Annotated in this window: 1 protein-coding gene; it reads left to right on the forward strand. The window is 62.9% G+C overall.

All coding sequences use genetic code 11. From position 1 onward, the window contains the following. Nucleotides 1-245 (forward strand): hypothetical protein (locus AC3II9_RS22315; RefSeq protein ID WP_489158946.1); only part of this gene is annotated, 245 nt, incomplete at both ends.

A 245-nucleotide genomic window follows, 5' to 3' on the forward strand; every position in this document is an offset into this window, starting at 1 on the left:
TCTCCGGCTATATCTCGGGGGGACTGTTCAACCTGCCCGGCGGTCCGGTGCAGGCGGTGATCGGCGCCGAATATCGCAAGGAACGCAACGATATCGGCGTGGCGCCCGAATATAATGCCGACAGCCCCCGCTACGATCCGACGCTGGGCGTGACGCAGATGCCGCTGATCGGCAACTACAACGTCAAGGAAGCCTATGGCGAAGTCCATGCCCCGATCCTGCGCGACACGCCCTTCTTCGACAGG

The organism is Lysinibacillus sp. RU7, assembly GCF_057837305.1.